Below are 14,707 nucleotides of genomic sequence, written 5' to 3' on the forward strand. Positions count from 1 at the left end.
GACCGGCCCCGCCTACAATCGTGCGCCATGAGCCTGTCCACCATCACCGCCCTGTCGCCGCTTGACGGCCGTTACGCCCCCAAACTTGCCGCCCTTCGCCCGATCATGAGCGAGCACGGCTACATGCACCGCCGCGTGCAAGTGGAAGTGGCGTGGTTCATTGCCTTGTCGGATGCAGGGTTTGCAGAGTTCAAGCCCCTCACCACCGGAGCGCGCGCTTACTTGCTGGGTCTGGTCAAGAACTTCTCCGAGGCCGATGCTGCAGCCATCAAGGAGATCGAGAAGACCACCAACCACGACGTGAAGGCGGTCGAATACTGGATCAAGAGCAAGTTCGAGGCACGCCCCGAGCTGGAAAAAGCCTCCGAGTTCGTGCACTTTGCCTGCACCAGCGAAGACATCAACAACACCAGCCACGCCCTGCAGCTGCGCTCGGGTCGCGACCAGGTGGTGCTGCCAGGGCTGGACCGCATCGTGCTCAAGCTGCGCGAAATGGCCCACGCCTTTGCCGAAGTGCCCATGCTCAGCCGCACCCACGGCCAGACGGCAAGCCCCACCACCGTGGGCAAGGAAATGGCCAACGTGGTGATGCGCCTGCAAACCGCCTGCGACCGCATCGCCAGCGTCAAGATCATGGGCAAGATGAACGGTGCAGTGGGCAACTACAACGCCCACCTGTCTGCCTGGCCCGACTTTGACTGGGAAGCCTTCAGCAAGAAGGTCATCGAGACACCCGAGCCTCTGGGCCTGGGCCTGACTTTCCAGCCGTACAGCATCCAGATCGAGCCCCATGACTATATGGCCGAGCTGTTCGATGCCGTCGCCCGTGCCAACACCATCCTGATCGACCTCTCGCGCGACATCTGGGGTTACGTGAGCCTGGGCTACTTCAAGCAGCGCCTCAAGGCGGGCGAAATCGGCTCGTCCACCATGCCGCACAAAGTCAACCCCATTGACTTCGAGAACGCCGAAGGCAACCTGGGCCTAGCCAACGCGCTGCTCAAGCACCTGTCCGAAAAGCTGCCCATCAGCCGCTGGCAGCGTGACCTGACCGACAGCACCGTGCTGCGCAACATGGGCGTGGCCCTGGGCTACGCCACGCTGGCCTATGCCTCGTTGCTCACGGGCCTGAACAAGCTCGAAATCAACGAAGAAGCCCTGGCCGAAGACCTGGACGCGTCCTGGGAAGTGCTGGCTGAACCCATCCAGACGGTGATGCGCCGCTTTGGAGTGCAGGGCGCCTACGAAAAGCTCAAGGAAGTGACCCGGGGCAAGACCGTGACAGCCGAAGCGCTGCACGGGTTGATCCAGTCGCTGGAGATTCCTCAGGCCGAAAAGGACCGACTGCTGGCGATGACGCCCGGCAGCTATGTGGGCAAGGCGGCCGAGCTGGCGCGTCGCGTATAAAAATGATAGCTGCCTGCGCTGATAGCACGGGCTTTTGAAACCTCTAGAGCTGCCAAAGCAAGTAAATACTTGCGCTGGCAGCTCTTGTTTTTGATACACCCCATGGCCATCAAATCCACCATTTTCAAGGCGAACCTGCAAATCGCCGACATCGACCACGGCTACTACGCCGACCATGCGCTCACCCTGGCACGCCACCCCAGCGAAACCGACGAGCGCATGATGGTGCGGCTGGCAGCCCTGGCCATTCAGGCGCACCAGCTCAATGACCTCTGCAATGGCGACGCCACGCTCGCGTTCGGCGCAGGGCTGTCAGACCCGGATGACCCAGATGCATCGCTGACGGACTTCACCGGCCGCAAACGCGTGTGGATCGAAGTAGGGCAGCCGGAAGACAAGCCGCTGACGAAAGCCTGCAGCAAGGCCGACTCGGTGATCGTGTACTGCTTCAACCACGCGGCCGAGATATGGTGGAAGGGCATTGAAACCAAGCTTTCGCGACTGGACAAGCTGCAGGTCTGGCGCATTCCGACCGAGGCGTCGCAAGCGCTGGCACAGCTGGCCGAGCGCAGCATGCAGCTGCAGGCCACAGTGCAGGAAGGATCCATCACCCTCAGCAGCACACAAGGCAGCGTGCATGTGGAGCCAGTACGCTGGAAGTGAGGGCATTTTTGGGCAAAGTTCCTGGTAGCGCTAGAGTAATATGCCTTAATAGCTATCAAATATATAGCTAGCCACCCAATGCCATCAGTCGCGCGGCATGAACGCTCCGCAATTCCAGCACTGCTCAAAACCGCCTTCCACCAACTCGCCACAGAGACAGGCCCAGTGGCGCTGCGGCAGGTTGTGTAACTCTTGCAGCAAGGCTTGTGCACGCGCAGCGTGCTCTTCGTGGTCCAGCCAGATCTCGGGCAGGCACTGATCGGGTGGCAGGTGTCCGGCGGCAGCGCCCAGGTACTGGCGCTGCACAGAGGCCGTCATGCCCGCTTCGCACAGCAGATCCGCCCACAGGGTGGCGATGGCGATGTTCGGAGCTTGGGTCAGGCGCAGCATGGCGCCACCTTAGCGGTTTGCCGGGCGGGCGTACAGCCCATCGCCCATCAACCTACCCCGCCGTTGGCGCCCCTGGCGCGGTCACGCCCTCTGCGGCGCGCTCGGCATATCGGTTGAAACGCCAGGCCGAGTGCTCCAGCGTGATACGGCGCCACACCCCCCGCTTTTCCGCCGGAGTGTACGAGGGCCAGAATTGCACCTCGTCGAAAGTGCGCCCGCAGCCCTTGCACAGGTCGTCGCCTTGGCTGGTGGAGCAAATCGCGATGCAAGGTGTGTCGGGCGTCGTGTCGTACCAGGCCTGCCATGCCGCCATGGCTGCGGAAGGCAGGCTGTCCTCGTCGATCTCTGTGGTGTGCCCGTAGACCATCAGCGCATAGACCTCCCCCAGGGCCTGGACCTCAGGCGCCAGACCCAATCCATCGGGTGATGCGGGTGCACGGTGCCGCCAGTGATTGATGGCAGCTTCGATGTCGGTGATGTGGATGGCAGCCATGAAAGGGGGACAAGGGACGCGCAAGCGCAGGGGCACAAGAGGGGCTGGATGATAGCGGCCCGCCACAAGGGATGCTGGCAGTGGTGGTATCTGTCGTATTTCCCCGGGCGAGGCAGCACGCCCAGCCCCGCCCCGGCGTGTACGCAGTAACCACAACACCCCGGCCCTTGCGCTGCCTCGCCGGTAATGTTCCAATCGCGGTCTCGAAGGGGAGTAGCTCCCGCCTTGCCAGCCAGCCCACCGCCATACGGGCTTGAGCGGCACAAGGCATCGGATTTGTCGTCAATACGAAGCCTTGCTTCCGGCAATCCGGGTTCACGCACAACCAGCTTGTGTAGAACTGAGCAAGACCTTTGATGGGCCCACCGTGGGCTGATCAAGGCCGTCCCCCCGCTTGCCATGTCTCCCCTGTCTGGGGCAAGCCTTCCTTGACCAGGTCACCGTAAGCCCCCTATCCCTGCGGGGGACTCGGCGCTACAGTGGCGCCAGGATCCTCGTTTCGCGCCACTGACATTGAGGAATTTATGGACTTTTTGGCTTCGCCCGAATTCTGGCTCGCACTCGGCCAGATCATCATCATCGACATTTTGCTGGGTGGTGACAACGCCGTGGTCATTGCCCTGGCCTGCCGCAAACTGCCCCCCGCACAGCGCACCAAAGGCATCATCTGGGGCACTGCGGGCGCCATCGTGCTGCGCGTGATCCTGATAGCCTTTGCGATGACCTTGCTGGCGCTGCCCTTCCTCAAGTTCGTGGGCGCGCTGCTTCTGGTGTGGATCGGTGTGAAGCTGCTGGCTCCCGATGAAGAGGGCCATGGCGACGTGCAAGGCAGCGACAAGCTGCTGGCTGCCATCAAGACCATCATCGTGGCCGACCTGGTCATGAGCGTGGACAACGTGATCGCCATTGCCGGCGCGGCCCAGAACGCGGGCGACCATTCGTTCCTGCTGGTGGTGCTGGGTCTGCTGATCTCTATCCCGATCATCGTCTGGGGGAGTCAGCTGGTCATCAAGCTCATGGAGCGGTTTCCCCTCATCATCACGCTGGGTGGCATGCTGCTGGGCTGGATTGCCGGCGGCATGCTCGTCACCGACCCAGCCCTCGCTAACCCTGACAAGTGGCAGTGGATGCTCAAGATGCCCGTCGATAGCGTGAGCGGCGAAGTCACCGATGTCGTGAAGTACGGAGCCAGTGTGGCCGGTGCGCTGCTGGTTTTGCTGGCTGGCAAGATCATCCTGGCTCGCCGTGCGAGTGCCGGCTCGGCACCGGCTGGGCACTGACCGCTTCACGCGGATTGCATTGCATCTGAGGCAGCGCAGGGGGCCATACCGCTCCCCTGCGGCGTGCCGCACACCTGGAGGTGGGTATGGACAGAGTCATCGTGTATGTGGACGACGCGGCGTACGCCCAGCAGGTGTTGGCGCCCCTGTGCGGGCGCCCGGCCAGCGCGCACACCCATTGGGTGCTGGTAGCCTGTGCGCCGCGCATGACCCACCGCGTCAGTAAGTGGGTAAGTCATAGCACCCGCGAGAACTGGCGTACCAAGTGGGCGGACAAGTTGTTCGCACAGATTGTGCCGACGCTGCATGCCCCCTCGGGGGCGGTTACCACCGTAGTGGCAAAGGGGCCCTTGGCCGAGCTGACTGCGCAGATTCAGGCAGATGCTGGCGGCGTGGTGGCAGCCCCCGTGGTGGACGCGCGCCGTCCCAAGTCCGAACCTTTGCAGCCCGCTGGCCGCGTTGACGGACGCTGGTCGTCACTGTCGGGTACGCTGGGCAGCGTGCTCACCGGTTTTGGCGTGCTCTGGGTGCTGGCGCTCGAATAATCCGGCAGAGGCGCCCGGCCTGGCCAGGCAAGCCACCTCCAGTGATCGCAACTCAGCAGGCCAGTGCTATTCTCCGGCCATGCGACTTCTTCTGAAATGGCTGCTCAGCGCTGCATCGCTGCTGTTTGTGGCTTACATCTACAGCGGTGTGGAGGTGAAAAGCTTCACCTCGGCGCTGATTGCGGCCTTCGTGATCGGCCTGTTCAATGTGGTGCTGCGACCGGTGCTGGTCGTACTCACCTTACCCGTCACCATCGTTACGGTCGGGCTGTTTCTCTTCGTCATCAACGCACTCATGTTTTGGGCAGCAGCCAGCGTGCTGGACGGCTTCCACGTCGCCGGTTTTGGGGCTGCGCTGCTGGGTTCGCTGATCTACTCGGTGCTGGGCTTGGTCATCGAATCAGCGCTCGGCGGCCTGTTCTCGAAGAAGTGACTCCATCGCACGCAGGCGCGTGTCGATGATGGAGGCCTCAATATGGTCCACCGCCGCACCGCCTCGGCGAGCCATATCCTGGCCGGCCTTGAACCGGTCTACAGCGGCGGCATAGTCATAGCGCGCAGCCTGCGCTTCGGCCTCCGCACGAATCGCCCTGAGCGCCTGGCCTTGTGCTTGCCAGGCGGACGCCAGTAGTTGCCATACAGTCGCATCCTTGGGGTGGGTTGCCACCCAGGTTTGCAAGGCTTGCGTGGCGTCAGCGGGTCGGTTGGCGCGCAGCAGGGCTTGGGTACGCAACACAAGTTCTGGCCTGCGTGCGTTGTTGCCATCTGGAATGGACGGCAGGGCCGCAGATGCATCGCCAGCTGCCAATTCGGTCTCTGCCACCAACAGGCGTGCCAGGCGATGCGCAGCGGCGTCCTGTCGCACCAAGTCGTCCAGTTGGCGCGCGATCAGACGCGCATTTGCCGCATCACGCAACTGGCTGCTTGCCAACGCCGCCGCATACAGCGCGCCGGCCCTTCGCGGCAGTGGCTGCGACTGAAACCCAGAGCCCTTGGGCTCCGCGATCCACTGGCGCAAGGTATCCACTCCGGGGTTAGACAGCACACGCGCCCGCGCAGCCACCATGGCATGTTCGCTGGAAGCCTGCATTGCGGCGCCCGGCGCAGATGTTGCACCCGGAGGGATGCGCGACTGCATGTCTGCCATACGCTCCGTGGTCAGCGGGTGGCTGCGCAAGTAAGGCCAGGACCCATTGTCATTGAGTCGATTGGCTTGCTGCAGCTTTTCAAACATGCTCACAAACCCTTGGGGCGCAAAACCCGCGGGGGCCATCAGCCCGTAGCCAATGCGGTCCGCCTCACGCTCCATGTCCCGCGAGAAATTGAGCTGATTCTGAATGGCCAAGGCTTGGCCTCCCACGACCAGGGCCTGCGTGGCGCCCGGGTTCTTGCTGGCCGCAAGTGCACCCAGCACCATGGCCCCCAGCAGCAAGGGCGTCTGCTTGCTCTGCTGCGTGATCAGTCGCGAGATGTGACGCTGGGTCACATGGCTCAGCTCGTGCGCCAGTACCGAGGCCAGTTCATCGCGCGTGGCCACCACACCGATCAACCCCAGATGCACCCCGAGGTACCCACCGGGCAAAGCGAAAGCATTCACCGTGCGATCGCGTCCCAGCAGGATTTCCCAGGCAAAGCGTTCGTCCAGCTCGGCACTGAGTTCTCCCCGAGCTTTGGCTGCTGCCAGGAGGGGGTGCCATATGCCTTGCACATAGTCGGCCACCACTGGGTCATCGACGTAGTCTGGGTCGCGGTACAACTCGCGGATGATGCGGTCGCCCAAGCGGCGCTCGGCGCTTGTAGTGAGGTCGCTGGTCTCGCCGAGGGTAGGGAGGGTAAGCTGGGCTGCAGCCGGCGATGCAACAGCAACGCCACTTGCTATCAATACTGCAGCTATCCACGCAATCCCGTTATAGAGTTGGATAATATTTTGCACGACACGCTGACGCAGGCGGAGGTCTTCTACCGAAGGCTTTGCAGAGGGGCATTTGCGGATCCACATGCACGTATGATGCCCTGCCCCCCAAATGTTTCCTACCTATTCACTTGGTTACGACCCAATGTCCGCACTCACCCACTTTGACTCCCAAGGCCAAGCCCACATGGTTGACGTGGCTGCCAAAGCGGCTACACATCGCATCGCCATCGCCAGCGGCCGCATCGAAATGAAACCCGCCACGCTGGCAATCATTGAAGCTGGCAACGCCAAAAAGGGTGACGTGCTCGGCATTGCCCGCATCGCTGGCATCATGGCCGCCAAGAAAACCAGCGACCTGATCCCGCTGTGCCACCCGCTGGCGTTGACCCGAGTTGCTATTGAGTTCGAAGCATCCAGCGTCCACAAATTGGGTACTACAGGTATATCTTGTACCGCAGCCGTGGAAACTGTCGGGCCCACAGGCGTGGAGATGGAAGCGCTTATCGCCGTGCAGGTCGCGCTGCTTACCATCTACGACATGTGCAAGGCGGTAGATCGGAGCATGTCCATCCATGATGTGCATGTTATTGAGAAACATGGAGGCAAGTCGGGGAGTTTTGTGGCCAAGGCAGCGGAAGGCTGAGGTAGTCAGGACACAAATCGGCTGCCAGCTCCCCTGGCGGCCACCGCATCGCCCCTCGTACTGAGGGCACCTCCACCGGATAACTGCCGAGCGGCCCCGATAGCTTTTTCGGTCGTTTCTAGTGGTGCCTATTTTTCTATCGGCCACGTCACCTGCGCCATGGCAGGGTAGACGGCGGCTTGCTCCTGCCATTGATGCTGAAGGTTGCGAACGATTCGCGCGTCCAAACGATTCATCCGAGTTATCACCACGATCCAGTACTCGGCACGCTCCGGCTGGCCGGCCAGCGCATACATGGTGGCCAGTTTGTACTTGGCCATCAGGCTGGGCAGCAGCATGGCCGTCCGGCGCGCACGATCCAGGTCCTGCTCCGTATGGGAACGCGCAGGATCGACGCGTACGAGCCAAACCATGTCTTGCAGCTGCGTGAGCGCCACCACCTCGGGTGCTGTCTGCGGCGCCGGTCGGGCCAGCCGCTGGTGCTCAAAGCGCAAGGAGAAGAAATCATCTTCGACGCGCAGGTAGTCATAGGTGGTAATGGTCAGGGCTCCAGCCGAGAGCGCCAACGCGATCACGGCGGGCCAACCGCGGGTGGTCCACAGCGGACGGAAGGCCAGCCTCACATTCAGTGCTCCCAGCATCAGGCCCAGTGGCAACAGGAAGTAGGCGTAGTGCAGCGGAAACTCCAGCAGCGCGTGCACCACCAAGGCGGCAACAAAAAGCAACATCCATAGCTGCTCCATTCTTTCGACACGGCGCGTTGCGCTAACCGCCCACAGCACTAGCAGCGTACAGATGGTCAATCCGAGTGGCAGACCCAGTTCAACCAACAGGTCGAACACTAGGTTATGGGTATGGCGTAGCGTGCCGCCGGTTACCATTTGATAAGGGTCGGGTGTAAACTGCGCTAGGCTGGCCTGCATCCACCCATAACCCCACCAAGGCTGGCGTAGCACGGCTTCCCAAGCCTTGGCCCAGTACTCGAGCCGTAAATGCAGCGTCGAGGCGCCTCGCAGTTCCTGCAACTCGTTGGCCCGCCCCAACCACAGGTTGACATGCGGCAGTGCCACCACGCAAAGTGCGAAAATCACGGCCCAGGCGAAGGCAGCTACCAGCAAGCGGCGCGGGATGGCCAGCCGCTGCCGCCACACCAGCAGCGCGCCCAAAACCACCAGTACGATAGCCCAACCTGTACGCGAATCTGTCAGCGCCAGCCCCACCGCCAGCAGTACAGCCCAGCCCCAGGCCACCCAACCCGGCAGGCGCCCGCGGCCATTCAGCCAGGCGCAGGCCAGCACTCCCAAGCACAGCAGGCTGGACAGCTGGTTGGGCTGACCCAGATTGGCATGAAAGCGGGAGGGCGGCGGCGGAATGAATAGCCAGAAAAACTGCCCTGGATCGAGGCGCAACCACTGCTGCACCTGAATCAACAGCGAGCCCGATGCTCCAACCAGCACTGCGATGAACAGGAAATCGGCGCATTGCCCCGGCTGCCATCGCTCCCACGCAGTGCCCACAAGCAGCGCCAGCATCAAACCCAAAAGGTACAGGGAACTAATCCACGCGACACCGAAAGACTCCACCAAGCCGACGGCGTACTGCATCCACACAATGGCAACGCAGCCTAACGCCAGTATCGGCAGCGTGTGCCACGTCATGCGAGTCAGCTGCCGACTGCGCCAAAACACCGCGGCCCCCACACACCAAAGCACAAGCGCGGCCCAGGCATCGGAATAAAAATCCACCCAGGGCTCGTGGTGGTTGGGCAGCAGCCAACTCAGCGCAAACACGAAGGCGGCCAGCACTGTCCAGCGGGCGGGGCGAGGTGACGAATCGGAGGTCATTGGCACGGTGCGTAGAGCAATCAAACGAAAAGGGGGCCGAAGCCCCCTTTTGCGAATCATAAGTTATACCGATTCGAGACCGCTATCAGCGGCAAGAACCTGGCGAGTACTTGAGTGCAGCACCATTGCCCTTGCAAACCCATTCGTACACTTGGGTGCCCTGGCCGCCAGTGGTGGCAGTACCCAAAGCGTAAGCTGCACCTGCACTGTCCTTCTTTGGTGTCAGCGTAATGTAATCGCTAGCAGCGACAAAAGCAGTGGCTTGACCCAGATTGCTGGCATGCGGCACAACAGTGATTGTTCCAGTCACTGCATCGGCTGCAATCGATGCCACCATCTTGGTGGGGTTGGTCGCATCGCAACCGAAGGCATTGGTACCCGACAACGTCGACGTGGGGTTCATGCTCTGGATGGTTTCGCTGATGGTAGTGCGGCACTGAGAAGCAGCAAGAACCACTTCAGACATGCGCGCCTTGACCGTGTAGTCCTTGTAGGCAGGCAACGCGACAGCAGCCAAGATGCCGATGATCGCAACCACGATCATCAATTCGATCAGGGTGAAACCCTTTTGAATAGAACGCTTCATGAAAAACTCCTAGGAAAAGTTGCAAATGCACAATGACTATGCAATTGCTGTGCCTGCTTATTGAAACGGAGGACGACTACACCCAGTCGACATAAATCCAAATAGCAAGTAGGCCCCCCGCCAGCAAACTGACAAGCCTTCAGGAGTCGCCCAATATTTAGTGAGCGCCCCGAAAAGACCTCAATCAAGTATGAGTTGACGAATTTACTTAACGCTGCCGTCCATCGACATTGCCTTTTACTCGAAGATCGGTCTCAATTACTCTTGAAATTACATTTTTGTCACCCAGTATTGTCATGCCCAGGGGCACTTTCGCTAGACATCCATCGTCTGCCCCGCACTCAACCAACGAATGTCATGCGAGCTGTAAAGTGTGTTTGCTGTGCAGTCGAGCCGTTTGATCTCGTCCATGATGAGTGAGGTCTCGGACGGCTTGGTGTGTGTGATGTAGATGGGGTAACGGTCAGCTACGGGGATGTGTTCCAGCTCCTGCGCCAAGGCCTCCGGAGAGAGATGCAAGCTACGGCGCGCTAGGTCACGCTCACGATTACTGAAAGCCGTCTCGATCACCAAGCAAGCCACCGCCAATGTGTTGACGCGATTCCAGAACGACGGATTGCGCTCGGTATCCCCGCTAAACACCCACCAGCCGGTATCGCCTTGCACGGCAAAGCCTACAGCTGGGACAGTATGGTGTGCTGGTAGCACTTCGACCTGAACACCTGCGATGCTCAGTAAATCACCAGATGCAAAAGCTCGATACTGCAGAAACGGGGATGCGGTAGACGGTATGGCGCTGAAATCTGGCCAGATAACGTTGTTGAATACATGCGCCTGAAGCGCCCCAATGGTGGCAGCCAACGCGTGTACCTGCACCGGGCCAGTGCGCAGCGATGACACGGCGTCGAGCATCAGGGGCAGCGAGGCGATGTGATCCAGGTGAGAATGGGTCAGCAGCACATGGTCAATCTTGGCCATCTCTTCCAGCGTGAGGTCGCCCACACCAGTTCCCGCATCGAGCAAGATGCTGTCACCGATCAAGAACGATGTCGTGCGACAGTCCTTGGCGATAGCGCCGGAGCACCCCAGCACACGAACCTTCATGTCAAGCCTTCTACTTGGTGTCGAAATTGGTGGCGCTATCCCAATCCGGGTTGAAAGGCAAATTACGCAGGCCTTCGACCCGTGCCGCGTACAACTCGTACAGGATGCTGTGGGGTCTAAGACCTCGCAACTGCCCCATCAGTTTGTCGCATTGTGCCCATTCTTGTGCTGCGTAGGCACGCAGAAAACCCTCCCACACAGCCAGTTCTTCAGCGAGATCGGTGGATAGCTGCCCCCTGGGTGCAAGGGGCTGGTAAATCGGCACGGCCTGCGCCTTGCCTTTGACGCGCACGCGGTCCATGGCCTGCCATACAAACTGAGGGGCGAGCTGCATGGCAGATTCGCTCACCACGATCGAAGTACCGTAGTGCTTGGACAGTCCCTCCAGGCGGGAGCCAAGGTTGACCGCATCGCCGATGACCGTATAGCTGCGCCGGATGTCAGAGCCCATGTCACCCACGCACATGACCCCGGTGTTGAGCCCAATGCCCACCCCGATCTCGGGCAAACCGCGCTGGCGATGATTGGCGTTGATTTGCCCAATGGCCTGCGACATCTCCAGGGCCGCAGTCACTGCCAGTTGGGCATGATCCGGCGTGGCCACTGGAGCCCCCCAAAAAGCCATGACACAGTCGCCCATGTATTTGTCGATGGTGCCGCGGTGGCTGCGGATGATATGGGTGAGCTTGCTAAATACTTCATTCAACAACCCTTGCAGCTGCAAAGGCTCCATCCGCTCGGACATGGCGGTAAAGCCGCGCATGTCGCAGAACATCACCGTCAGCTCCCGGTTGGTGGCCTGCATGCTGTAGTGCTCCGGCTGCTTGACCATTTCGGCCACCAGCTCTGGAGGCACATAGGCGCTGAACAGGGCTGCGAGTTCGCGCTTGGAGCGGCTCTCCACAAAGTAGCCATACGCCATGTTGAGGGCAAAGGCCAGCATAGCCATCACCACCGCAGTGGCGAGCGGCAAAGCCAGCCCCTGCGCGATGTACATCCACAGATTGAGTCCTACCAGCGCACAAAGCACACCACCACTGAGCAAGACCGCAGACGACGCTGACAAGAGCGGCAAGGCGACTGCCAATAGCAAACCCGCGCACAGCAGCTGCAGCACGTCAAACCCAGCGGCATAGTCAGGCCGAACGATGCTCTTGCCATCCAGGAATGCCGACAACACGTTGGCATGGGTCTCCACGCCTGGGTACGTCCTGCCCACCGGCGTCACACGCAAATCCAGCAAACCAGGTGCTGTCGAACCTACCAGCACCAATTGGTCCTTGAGTTGACCAGCCGGCAGCAAGCCATCCAGAACGTCCGACGCCGAGATGTACCGAAAGGAACCACCCTTGGCATCGCCCGGCCCACGGTAGGGAATGAGCGTGGCCAACTGCTGGTCCACGGGGAGCGCCAGCGTGCGACCATCTTGGCGCAGCACGATGCTTTGGAGCACATCATGCGTCCCGGACGGCTTGGAATTCACAAAGCCCGGGTGAATCTCTGGCAGACCGATGGCGGTGCGGAACATGGCCAATGCCAGCGATTCGTAATACTGCCCCTGGTACTCTGCCAACAGGGGAAGGGAACGAACAACTCCGTCCTCGTCCGTGATCGAGTTGAAGAAGCCTGCAGCAGGTGCCGCCTGGGTCAGGGACTCAATGTTGCTGCTGTACCCACGCCACGTAGTCGCCCCCAGAGGCAAGCCCCGCAAGCGCTCCACGGGCAGGGCGGGTTCTGGCAACATGCCTTTCGTGATGCCGTCGCGGTCTTCGCCCGAAAGGTAGTAACCCAGCACCACTGGCTGCCCGTGCAGAGACTGCGCAAAAAGAGCGTCATGGTCCAGTGAGGGCGCCAGACGTTCCAGTTGCTCTTGGAAGGCCGGCTGGCTGCGTAAAGGGCCCTGCGCCAGTTGTTGCAGCGTAGAGAGGCCCGAACTTTCATCGGCCTCGGCAAACAGAACGTCAAACCCCACCACGGCCACTTGTTGGCGCTCAAACAGCTCATGCACCAACGCAGCCATCTTGTCCCTGCGCCAGGGCCATTGCCCCACACGCCCCAGGCTCTTCTCGTCGATATCGACGATGACGATCCGCTCGTCCAGCGTTCGTGGCATGGTCACCCGCAAGCGGGTGTCGTAGATGATGTTGTCCAGTCGCTCCAACACCTGCAGGTGGAGCACATCGGCCACGTGCAGCAACGCAAAAACCAGCGGTATCAGCGTGACTGCGATGCGTTGCCAGCGTCGGAGGAACAGCTGCGACAAGGACTGCAACATAGGTCCACGCGCAGGAATAGGAGTGTCCAGTCAGCAAGGGCCCGCAGCGATGATGCGAGCCTTTTGCAGAGTGTCAGCTTTGCTCGAACTGCATCTCGGTGCCCGCCAGCTCCAGGCGATCCCCGTGCTTCAGGGGAACCGGCGATGCACCAATGGCAGCGCCGTTGAGCAGCGGCATGTCCGGTCCTTCGACATGGGCCAAGACAAAACCCTGGTGCCGCTTGGTGATGGAAGCCACAGCCACACCCGGCTTTCCAATCGTGGTGACCACCTTCTGCAGCGACACTTCACGCCCCGCAGCAGCACCGGACATGACCCGAATCACGGCCGAAATCGGGGCTGGCGCGGGCGCGGCCGGAGCGGGCCTAGCAGCGGCGACCGCAGGCGGCACCATTCCGGGCTTGAAGATCATGGTCTTCTCAAAGTTCTGACCTTCGGCGTCCTGGAGGAACCGAATCTTGTACTTGCCCACTTCCACTGTATCGCCATTGCGCAACTCCTGGCGCTTGACGGCCTTGGCGTTCACATAAGTGCCGTTGGTGCTGCCTAGGTCTTCAATCTCCACATCCTGTCCCACCATGTGGAGCACGGCATGCTCACCGCTCACCGCAAGGTTGTCGATCACGATGTCGTTGTAGGGGCGCCGGCCCAGCGTGGTCCGCTCCTTGGTCAGCTGCACTTCCTTGATGACAACGCCGTCGATTGAAACGATCATTCTCGGCATGATCCACTCCTGATGTGATGAATTGTTGTAGTTCGGGCCGTTCAAGAGGCCCCTAGCAATCGGGACATGAGGCCACGCTTCTTGCCCCCAGCGGCAGCCTGCACCAGCAGCACGCTCACGTTATCACGACCGCCGTTGGCGTTGGCGGTGTCAATGAGCAGTGTCGCTTTTTCCTCCAAAGGCATGGGCGCCCGCACGAGCTCCGCCAGATCCGAATCGGACACCATGTCGGTGAGCCCATCGGAACAGAGTAAAAACAGATCATTCGGCGCCACCTGAAACTCGTTGACTTCCATCAGCACATTGGGCTCCACACCCAAGGCCCGAGTCACCAGATTGCGATTGGAAGACAAGGCCGCCTGCTGCGCCGTCAGCAGCCCCGCATCGACCTGTTCCTGCAACCAGGAATGGTCGCGCGTGATTTGCTGCAAAGCACCATCACGCAGACGGTAACAGCGCGAATCGCCAATATGCCCCAGGATCAGGCGACTGCCGTGGAACACGGCAACCACCAGCGTCGTACCCATGCCCGCGTACTGCGGATTGGAGAGAGATGCCCCCAGAATGGCGTGATTGGCGTTTTCCACGCAGATTTCCAGCGCCCGGCGCACGTCCGTGGACTGGGGACTCGCGCCGGCTTGGGCCAACCAGCGGGCCATTTCGGTACGGATGAAGGTGGTTGCCATGCCACTGGCCACTTCGCCCGCGTTGTAGCCGCCCATGCCATCGGCCAATATCGCGACCTGCGCATCGCGGTCAACGGCTACCGCGTCTTCGTTGTTGGAACGCACGCGGCCCTTGTCGGTCCGCGCAGTGAATTCGTAGGTCATGGATGTGG

At 61.0% G+C, this 14,707-nt stretch carries 15 protein-coding genes; 6 read left to right on the plus strand and 9 right to left on the minus strand.

From position 1 onward, the window contains the following. Window positions 1-27 precede the first annotated feature (27 nt). Window positions 28-1,407: an adenylosuccinate lyase gene (gene purB / locus AC07X4_RS17235; RefSeq protein ID WP_056056582.1), complete on the plus strand. Its 1,380-nt coding sequence runs from the start codon at window positions 28-30 to the stop codon at window positions 1,405-1,407. Between the two features lie 102 nt (window positions 1,408-1,509). Continuing rightward, window positions 1,510-2,070 (plus strand): YaeQ family protein, encoded by a 561-nt coding sequence (locus tag AC07X4_RS17240; RefSeq protein WP_056057564.1) that lies wholly within the window; start codon window positions 1,510-1,512, stop codon window positions 2,068-2,070. 84 nt (window positions 2,071-2,154) lie between these two features. Here the strand turns inward: AC07X4_RS17240 and AC07X4_RS17245 are convergent, their stop codons facing one another. Next, a complete protein-coding gene (locus AC07X4_RS17245; RefSeq protein WP_056056585.1) occupies window positions 2,155-2,460 on the minus strand; it encodes a putative signal transducing protein in 306 nt (101 codons plus the stop codon). A gap of 52 nt (window positions 2,461-2,512) precedes the next feature. Then, entirely contained in the window at window positions 2,513-2,953 is a 441-nt protein-coding gene (locus tag AC07X4_RS17250) for a DUF3717 domain-containing protein (protein ID WP_099731773.1), read from the minus strand. A 524-nt stretch (window positions 2,954-3,477) separates the two neighbouring features. Between AC07X4_RS17250 and AC07X4_RS17255 the strand changes: the two genes are divergently transcribed. From AC07X4_RS17255 to AC07X4_RS17265, 3 genes are all read left to right on the plus strand, one after another. Continuing rightward, window positions 3,478-4,233: a TerC family protein gene (locus AC07X4_RS17255; RefSeq protein WP_056056589.1), complete on the plus strand. Its 756-nt coding sequence runs from the start codon at window positions 3,478-3,480 to the stop codon at window positions 4,231-4,233. An 86-nt stretch (window positions 4,234-4,319) separates the two neighbouring features. Continuing rightward, on the plus strand, window positions 4,320-4,778 hold the full coding sequence (locus tag AC07X4_RS17260; protein ID WP_291433416.1) for a hypothetical protein: 459 nt from the start codon (window positions 4,320-4,322) through the stop codon (window positions 4,776-4,778). A gap of 79 nt (window positions 4,779-4,857) precedes the next feature. Beyond that, window positions 4,858-5,211, plus strand: coding sequence for a phage holin family protein (locus tag AC07X4_RS17265; RefSeq protein WP_494740764.1), 354 nt, complete (start codon window positions 4,858-4,860; stop codon window positions 5,209-5,211). Here AC07X4_RS17265 and AC07X4_RS17270 read toward each other — a convergent pair. Next, complete coding sequence (locus AC07X4_RS17270; protein WP_494740765.1) at window positions 5,179-6,777, minus strand: M48 family metalloprotease; 1,599 nt, start codon at window positions 6,775-6,777, stop codon at window positions 5,179-5,181. The genes AC07X4_RS17265 and AC07X4_RS17270 overlap by 33 nt on opposite strands. A gap of 58 nt (window positions 6,778-6,835) precedes the next feature. On the opposite strand from AC07X4_RS17270, the gene moaC reads away from it, so the two are divergent. After that, window positions 6,836-7,336, plus strand: coding sequence for a cyclic pyranopterin monophosphate synthase MoaC (moaC, locus tag AC07X4_RS17275; RefSeq protein ID WP_494740766.1), 501 nt, complete (start codon window positions 6,836-6,838; stop codon window positions 7,334-7,336). Between the two features lie 128 nt (window positions 7,337-7,464). Here the strand turns inward: moaC and AC07X4_RS17280 are convergent, their stop codons facing one another. The 6 genes from AC07X4_RS17280 to AC07X4_RS17305 form a co-directional block, all read right to left on the minus strand. Continuing rightward, window positions 7,465-9,180 carry a PglL family O-oligosaccharyltransferase gene (locus tag AC07X4_RS17280; RefSeq protein ID WP_494740767.1) on the minus strand — a complete coding sequence of 572 codons (1,716 nt, stop codon included), beginning with the start codon at window positions 9,178-9,180 and terminating at the stop codon, window positions 7,465-7,467. 85 nt (window positions 9,181-9,265) lie between these two features. Continuing rightward, entirely contained in the window at window positions 9,266-9,766 is a 501-nt protein-coding gene (locus tag AC07X4_RS17285) for a pilin (RefSeq protein WP_056056598.1), read from the minus strand. A gap of 315 nt (window positions 9,767-10,081) precedes the next feature. Then, the gene (locus AC07X4_RS17290; protein WP_440596701.1) at window positions 10,082-10,870 is read right to left on the minus strand and encodes an MBL fold metallo-hydrolase; all 789 of its coding nucleotides are present in this window, start codon (window positions 10,868-10,870) and stop codon (window positions 10,082-10,084) included. A gap of 10 nt (window positions 10,871-10,880) precedes the next feature. Beyond that, window positions 10,881-13,145 (minus strand): CHASE2 domain-containing protein, encoded by a 2,265-nt coding sequence (locus tag AC07X4_RS17295; protein WP_056056602.1) that lies wholly within the window; start codon window positions 13,143-13,145, stop codon window positions 10,881-10,883. 73 nt (window positions 13,146-13,218) lie between these two features. Beyond that, window positions 13,219-13,869 (minus strand): FHA domain-containing protein, encoded by a 651-nt coding sequence (locus tag AC07X4_RS17300; protein ID WP_056056604.1) that lies wholly within the window; start codon window positions 13,867-13,869, stop codon window positions 13,219-13,221. A gap of 41 nt (window positions 13,870-13,910) precedes the next feature. Next, the gene (locus tag AC07X4_RS17305; protein ID WP_015016291.1) at window positions 13,911-14,699 is read right to left on the minus strand and encodes a Stp1/IreP family PP2C-type Ser/Thr phosphatase; all 789 of its coding nucleotides are present in this window, start codon (window positions 14,697-14,699) and stop codon (window positions 13,911-13,913) included. Window positions 14,700-14,707: the final 8 nt, after the last annotated feature.

Source organism: Acidovorax sp. GW460-11-11-14-LB4 (assembly GCF_059423685.1).

Coding starts and splice junctions, on each gene's coding strand:
- AC07X4_RS17265 (WP_494740764.1), top strand. CDS start 4,858: ATGCGACTTCTTCTGAAATGGCTGCTCAGCGCTGCATCGCTGCTGTTT.
- purB (WP_056056582.1), top strand. CDS start 28: ATGAGCCTGTCCACCATCACCGCCCTGTCGCCGCTTGACGGCCGTTAC.
- AC07X4_RS17260 (WP_291433416.1), top strand. CDS start 4,320: ATGGACAGAGTCATCGTGTATGTGGACGACGCGGCGTACGCCCAGCAG.
- AC07X4_RS17280 (WP_494740767.1), bottom strand. CDS start 9,180: ATGACCTCCGATTCGTCACCTCGCCCCGCCCGCTGGACAGTGCTGGCC.
- AC07X4_RS17305 (WP_015016291.1), bottom strand. CDS start 14,699: ATGACCTACGAATTCACTGCGCGGACCGACAAGGGCCGCGTGCGTTCC.
- AC07X4_RS17250 (WP_099731773.1), bottom strand. CDS start 2,953: ATGGCTGCCATCCACATCACCGACATCGAAGCTGCCATCAATCACTGG.
- AC07X4_RS17295 (WP_056056602.1), bottom strand. CDS start 13,145: ATGTTGCAGTCCTTGTCGCAGCTGTTCCTCCGACGCTGGCAACGCATC.
- AC07X4_RS17255 (WP_056056589.1), top strand. CDS start 3,478: ATGGACTTTTTGGCTTCGCCCGAATTCTGGCTCGCACTCGGCCAGATC.
- AC07X4_RS17300 (WP_056056604.1), bottom strand. CDS start 13,869: ATGCCGAGAATGATCGTTTCAATCGACGGCGTTGTCATCAAGGAAGTG.
- AC07X4_RS17290 (WP_440596701.1), bottom strand. CDS start 10,870: ATGAAGGTTCGTGTGCTGGGGTGCTCCGGCGCTATCGCCAAGGACTGT.
- AC07X4_RS17270 (WP_494740765.1), bottom strand. CDS start 6,777: ATGTGGATCCGCAAATGCCCCTCTGCAAAGCCTTCGGTAGAAGACCTC.
- AC07X4_RS17285 (WP_056056598.1), bottom strand. CDS start 9,766: ATGAAGCGTTCTATTCAAAAGGGTTTCACCCTGATCGAATTGATGATC.
- AC07X4_RS17245 (WP_056056585.1), bottom strand. CDS start 2,460: ATGCTGCGCCTGACCCAAGCTCCGAACATCGCCATCGCCACCCTGTGG.
- moaC (WP_494740766.1), top strand. CDS start 6,836: ATGTCCGCACTCACCCACTTTGACTCCCAAGGCCAAGCCCACATGGTT.
- AC07X4_RS17240 (WP_056057564.1), top strand. CDS start 1,510: ATGGCCATCAAATCCACCATTTTCAAGGCGAACCTGCAAATCGCCGAC.